The 6,128-nt window shown below is 71.6% G+C and carries 6 protein-coding genes; 4 read left to right on the top strand and 2 right to left on the bottom strand.

Annotation, left to right across the window (positions count from 1 at the left end):
* Window positions 1-50: 50 nt before the first annotated feature.
* Both VI078_01570 and VI078_01565 read right to left on the bottom strand, forming a co-directional pair.
* Window positions 51-914: a right-handed parallel beta-helix repeat-containing protein gene (locus VI078_01570; protein ID HEY5997977.1), complete on the bottom strand. Its 864-nt coding sequence runs from the start codon at window positions 912-914 to the stop codon at window positions 51-53.
* Window positions 892-2,055, bottom strand: coding sequence for a carboxypeptidase-like regulatory domain-containing protein (locus VI078_01565; GenBank protein ID HEY5997976.1), 1,164 nt, complete (start codon window positions 2,053-2,055; stop codon window positions 892-894). The genes VI078_01570 and VI078_01565 overlap by 23 nt, the downstream gene beginning before the upstream one ends.
* A 177-nt stretch (window positions 2,056-2,232) precedes the next feature.
* On the opposite strand from VI078_01565, the gene VI078_01560 reads away from it, so the two are divergent.
* The 4 genes from VI078_01560 to VI078_01545 all read left to right on the top strand — a co-directional run.
* Window positions 2,233-3,873, top strand: a complete 1,641-nt coding sequence (locus VI078_01560; GenBank protein HEY5997975.1) for a right-handed parallel beta-helix repeat-containing protein — start codon at window positions 2,233-2,235, stop codon at window positions 3,871-3,873.
* Window positions 3,870-4,595: an ABC transporter ATP-binding protein gene (locus VI078_01555; protein ID HEY5997974.1), complete on the top strand. Its 726-nt coding sequence runs from the start codon at window positions 3,870-3,872 to the stop codon at window positions 4,593-4,595. The genes VI078_01560 and VI078_01555 overlap by 4 nt, the downstream gene beginning before the upstream one ends.
* Window positions 4,589-5,353, top strand: coding sequence for an ABC transporter permease (locus VI078_01550; protein HEY5997973.1), 765 nt, complete (start codon window positions 4,589-4,591; stop codon window positions 5,351-5,353). Before VI078_01555 ends, VI078_01550 begins: the two co-directional genes overlap by 7 nt.
* Window positions 5,354-5,389: 36 nt before the next feature.
* A partial coding sequence (locus VI078_01545) for a hypothetical protein (protein ID HEY5997972.1) occupies window positions 5,390-6,128 on the top strand: 739 nt, incomplete at its 3' end.

The raw sequence follows: 6,128 nt of genomic DNA, 5'->3' as shown, positions 1-6,128 counted from the left end.
CCGTGGCGACGGCCCCCTTCAGGAAGGTCCGACGGGTGCAGGCCGCCATGTCACTGGATCCCGCAGGGCGACACGGGCGCCGTGAGCGCCGGCTCCCAGTGGGCCTTCCCGACGAGCGGGTCGTCGAGCCTGTCGTAGATGCCGGCCTCGATCGCCGCCGGGTCCGTGGTGCCCCACCAGTTCCTCGGGAAGTCCAGGTCTCCCTGCTGGCGGTCCCCGAAGTAGACCTGGAACTCGGTGTTGTTCACGATGTTGTTCTCCTCGATCTTCATGGTCCGTGTCCCGCGCCCCGGCGCGAAGATGCCGTAGCGGTTGCCCTCGATGCGGTTGCGCGTCACGGTCGCGCGCGAGCCGTTGGCCTCGAAGCGCAGGCCGTAGTAATTCTCGACGAAGTCGCAGTTGAGGATGTCCACCGCCGTCGTCGAATAGCGCACGCCTTCGAAGTTGCGGCGGATCAGGCAGTTGCGGATCGTCGCGGACGAGTAGTGCACCTGGGCCCCGGAGAACGCGTACTCGATGGTGCAGTACTCCAGGATGCTGTCGCGGTTGGTGGAGATCATGATGAAGGTCCAGTCCTTCATCTTCGGCTCGGGCCGCCCCGACGTGAAGACGATCGGCCGGTCCTTCTCGCCGCGCGCGACGATGCGCCCCTCGACGTTGAGCTCGGAATCGCCGATCTCGTCGCCGTCCTCGTCGATCCAGAGAAAGCGCACCGTCGTGCCGGGGAGGATCGTGAGCGTCGCGCCCTTCTTGACGACCGTCTGGCCGGTGATCGTCACCTCCCCGCTCCAGGTGGTGTCCTCGCGCATGACCCCCTTGACGTAGTCGAAGGGGCCGGCGGCGGCGGGAGCGGCGGCCAGGATGGCGGCGAGGGCGGCCGCGGCGGCGTGGCTACGGGTTGATCTTCTCGACAACGATGTCGATCCCCTCGACGCGCTTGCCCGTCTCGACGCGCACGGAGTGATCGGGGGTGACGTCGTAGCGGCCGTACCACTCGCCGAGGCCGGGGGAGTCCCCGTAGTCCGAGCGCGCGCCGATGTAGTAGACGCCACCGTGGGAAACGTTGATGACATACCGCCCCTCCTTGTCGACCACCCGCGAGATGAACGAGGGGCGGGCGTGCGCCATCACCTTCTCCTCGTAGGCGAAGGCGTAGACGCCGGGCACGACCGTGCCGTCCGTGCCGACGATGCGCCCCGTGATCTGGGTGCCGGTGGCGCGGAAGAGGCTGTCGTCCTTGCCGATCTCGCTGGCCTTGTTGATGACCTCGAACTTCACCCGGGCGGTCTTGCCCACGTGCACCTGCACGGGGTTCTCGACGAAGTAGCCGAAGTAGTCACCCTCCTCGATCGGCCCGGCGCCGGCGCCCTTGGCGCGCTTGCGCACGATGAGGAAGAACGCGCTCTCGGGGAGCAGGTCGAGGCGGAAGGTGCCGTCGGCGCCCGTCGGCGGCGCGACGGCGTAGCCCTGGCCGCGGAAGAGGTCCTTGCCGTCGAGGAAGATGCGCAGGCCGGCGCCCTCCAGCGGGCGCCCCTGGTACTCGATGACGCCCTCGATCGACCCCGTCGCCGGGTCCGCGCCGTCCTGGTAGGCGACCTCGGCGAGCTTGCGCGGCAGCGAGAAGCCGACATGGACGTACCTGCCGGGATCGACGGTGATCGGGTTCGAGCCGTTGAAGGAGAGGCCGTCGCCCACCGCGAGCGGCCCGTCCGCCGGGCCGGCCGCGCGGTGCTTCGCCACGACGAAGTACTTGCCCGGCGGCAGGTCCAGCCGGTACGAACCGTCGTCGCCGCTGGGCGTGGAGGCCGCGAACGGCTTGAAGGCCAGGACGTCGTCGTACGTCAGGTAGACGAACACGACGCCGCCGGCGATCGGGGTCCCGTCGACGGTGACGCGGCCCTCCAGGCCGTTGCCCTGAGCGCTCCCGGTCGGCACGACCGGAGGCGGCTCCTCGTGCTGGCCGTCAGCCGGAAGGCGCGACGCGCACAGCAGCAGGGCCAGGCCCATCAGGGCGCCCGCCCGCCACGCGCCCCGCGCTCGTCCCAGCACGTTCATCCCGTCCTCTCCGCACGCCGCTCCACCGCTTCCGCGAACAGCGCCGGGCGCGTTCGCCACCGCGTGAATACTAGCACAAACGCACCGCCGCGCGGCACGCCCACCCCGGCGCCATCCGGAGATCGCGGCCGGCACCGAGCCGAAACAAAACGGGGGGAATGGTCCTATAATCGTGCGATGGCCAGCGTCTGGTTCCGTCCCGTCCTGCTCGCCGCCGCGGTGTCGCTGCTGCTGGCCGCCCGGCCCCCGTGGGCCGGCGCCGCACCGCTCGAGATCGAGTCCGACACGGTCTGGCAGGGGACGGTCGACGTGGGCGGGGAGGTCCGGGTGAAGCGGGGGGCCACCCTGCTCGTCCAGCCGGGGAGCGTCGTGCGCTTCGCGACGGAGCGGACCGCCGCGGGCGAGCCGGCAGCGCGCCTCGTGGTCAACGGCGTGCTGGTCGCGCAGGGGACGCCGTCGCAGCCGATCGTGTTCACCTCGGCCGCCGGCGAGCCCCGCCCGGGGGACTGGGGCGGGATCGCCATCGAGCATGCCAATGAGCGGACCAGCAGGATCAGCCACGCGCGCATCGAGTACGCCGAGACCGGCCTCTCCGGGAACACCTCGCTGCTCCTCGTCGACAACGCGACCGTGCGCGCCAGCCGGCTCGGCGTCTCGGCGGGCGTCGAGCTCAACGGCTCGATCCTCGACTCGACGATCTCCGGCAACGACCAGGGCATGAAGTACTTCCAGGCGTCGGCGTTCCAGGTGGAACATTGCGAGATCACCGGCAACGGCGCGGGGGGCATCGCGTGCCTGATGGGCAGCTCGCCCGCGCTGCGGCGTTCGACCGTGGCGGGCAACGGCGGGCACGGCATCTCGTGCGTCCAGGGCTCGTCGCCCCTGATCGAGGGCAACGCCATCCGCGGCCACGGGCAGGGCATCCACGTCGAACTGCAGTCGCGGCCGCTGATCCGCAACAACATCATCACCGAGAACGACACCGGCGTCTGGGCCGAGAAGTACGCGTTCCCGACGATCGCCGCCAACGACATCCGCCGCAACGGGGTCGGCATCTACTGCAACTTCGCCTCCTACCCCGTGATCAACGGGAACAACCTCGACGACAACCGCAGGTTCGCGGTCGTCGTCGGCGACAACATGTCCATCAAGGTGGAGAAGCTCATCCCGTACCGCGCCGGCGGGAGCGCCCTCGCGGCCGCGCCCGCCGCTCCGGAGGCGCTGCCGCCGCAGACGAGGAAGTTCACGCCGTTCGCGGTCGGCGAGGAGGGGCTCGTGGACGCCCGCGGGAACTGGTGGGGCGCGGCGGCGCTCTCGGAGATGGAGCGGCTCGGCGCCGAGGGCAACATCTCGGTCATCGAGGACTTCCACGACAAGCCCGAGGTGTTCTACTTCGACAAGCCCTTTCCGCGCGACCGGGTGGCCTTCTCGTCCTGGGAGCCCCGCCCCCTGACGGACACCGGGCCGCCGCCGAGCCGAGTCGCGCGGATCGCCGGCACGGTGCGCTCCGCGGGCGTCCCCGTCCCGGGCGTGCGGGTGCATGCCTACAAGGACGTCGAGGGAGGCTTCAGGGGGCAGGGCTTCGCCCATTCCGGCCCCACGGCGGAGGATGGGAGCTACACCCTCTACCTGCCCGCCGGGTCCTACCACCTCGTCGCCAAGGGCCCGCGCCCGGCGTTCCCGAACGCCGAGGCGGGTCCCGGGGACCTCTACGGCCTCTGCGCGGTCAATCCCGTCACGGTCGGGGCCGGCGAGACCGGGACGTGCGCCATCGACGCCGCGCCGCTCCCGGCGCCGGGCGCGACGGAGCGCAAGTGAAGCCGTCCGTCGACCTGCGCTCGGTGGCGAAGTCCTTCGGGGCCAAGGTGGTCGTCGCGGACGTCAGCTTCTCGGCGCGCCGCGGGGAGTGCTTCGGGCTGATGGGCCCCAACGGCGCGGGCAAGTCGACGACCCTGAAGATGATCCACGGGTTCATCCGGCCCAGCGCCGGGACGATCCTCGTCAACGGCGTCGACGTGGCGGCATCCCCGCGCGAGGCCCGGGCGGCGCTCGGGATCGCCCCGCAGGAGGACCTCCTCGACTCCGACCTGAGCGTCGCCCGCAACCTCTACTTCCACGGCCGCTACCACCGCCTCTCGCGCGAGGACGCGCGCCGGCGCTGCGCGTCGCTGCTCCGGGAGAGCGGGCTCGACGGACACGCCGACGAGCCCGTGTCGCACCTCTCGACGGGCCTGCGCCGGCGCCTGGTCCTGGCGCGGGCGCTGCTGACCGACCCGGCGATCGTGATCCTCGACGAGCCGACGCGCGGCCTGGACCGCGAGAGCCGCCAGCAATGCCTCGCGACGCTCTCGTCGCTCAAGGAGCGCGGCGCCACGCTGATCCTCGCCACCCACGACCTGGCCGAGGCCGAGGCCCTCTGCGACCGGGCCGCGGTCCTCGAAGAAGGGCGGATCCGCGCGGAGGGCTCGCTCTGGGAGATCCTGCGCGAGCATCGGGCCGGCGGGCCCGAGGCGGCGGTCTTCGGGAATGGCGCATGCTGAGGATCCTCGCGGGGCCGCTGCTCGTCTGGACGCGCAACGCGACGGTATGGCTCGCGAGCTGGAGGACGAGCCTCGTGGGCTCCGTCGGCGAGCCGCTGTTCTACGTCCTCGGGCTCGGCTACGGCCTGGGGACGATCGTCCCGGACGTCGAGGGCCTCCCCTACCTGCGCTACGTCGCGCCGGGGCTGATGATCACCTCGGTGATGCAGAGCGTCACCATCGAGGCGACCTACATGACCTTCACCAAGATGCGCCACCAGCAGGTCTACGCGTGCATGATGCTCTCGCCGCTGACGTTCGGCGACATCCTCCTCGGCGAGGTGCTCTGGATCATGACCAAGGGGCTCATCTGCGGCGGCACCGTGCTGGCGCTGCTGCTCGTCTTCGGGGTCGGGCCGCTCTGGCCGGGCGTCCTCGGCCTCCCCCTGATCCTTCTTGCCGGCTTCACGTTCGCGTCGCTCGGGCTGATCGTGACATCGGTGGCGGACGGCTACGACTCGTTCAACTACTACTTCACGCTCTTCATCGGCCCGATGTTCTTCTTCTCGGGGACCTTCTTCCCCGTGCGCAACCTCGGCCCATGGGTCGAGCGCATCGCCAGCGCGTTTCCCCTCACGCACCTGGTCCGCCTCTCGCGGTCGCTGCTCTCGGGGACCGCGGACGCCCCGCCGCTCGCGTCGCTGGCCGTCGCGACGCTCATCGCCGCCGCCGCCTTTGCCGCCGCCTCCGCCATGATGCGCCGGCGCTTCCTGCCCTGACGCGGCACCGGGGCGGGCCCGGCGCAAGGGAGCAGCGTGACGGCGGCGACGGCCCGCGGCCCGAGGGCGCCGCTGCTGGCGGCCGCGGCGCTCGCGCTCGCCGTGCTCCTGCTCTATGCGCCGGTGCGCACCTTCGAGTTCGTGGCCGTCGACGACCCCCTCATGGTCACCGCCAACCCGCGGGTCAGTGGAGGCGTGAGCCTCCCGGCTCTCCGCTGGTCGCTGACCGCGGTGGCCGCCTACAACTGGCACCCCGTGACGTGGTGGTCGCACCTGGCGGACGTCAGCCTCTTCGGCACCTGGGCGGGCGGACACCACGTGGTGAGCGCCGGCCTGCACGCGCTGAACGCGGCGCTGCTGCTGCTGGCGCTGCATGCGCTCACCGGCGCGCTGGCGCCGGCGGTGGCCGCCGCCGCGCTGTTCGCGCTGCACCCGCTGCGCGTGGAGTCGGTGGCGTGGGTGGCCGAGCGCAAGGACGTCCTCGGCGGGACCTTCTGGCTGCTGGCGGTCTTCGCGTACGCGAACTGGTGCCGGCGGCGCACCGCGGGACGCTACGCGGCGCTGCTCGCGCTCTTCGCGCTCGGGCTGATGACCAAGCCCATGCTCGTGACGCTGCCTCTGGTCCTGCTGCTGCTCGATCTCTGGCCGCTTGGGCGCGGCATCGGGCCCGGGGCGGAGCCGCCCGGACGCCTCCTGCACGAGAAGTGGCCGCTCTTCGCGCTGGCCGCGGCCACGGCGGCCGTCACGCTCGTCGCGCAGCGCTCGGGCGCCGCGC

It is taken from the genome of bacterium, from assembly GCA_036524115.1.
In the GTDB taxonomy this organism is placed as follows: domain Bacteria; phylum JAUVQV01; class JAUVQV01; order JAUVQV01; family DATDCY01; genus DATDCY01.
The sequence above is the reverse complement of the archived record's forward strand: the minus strand, read 5'-3'. Positions and strand labels throughout refer to the sequence as shown.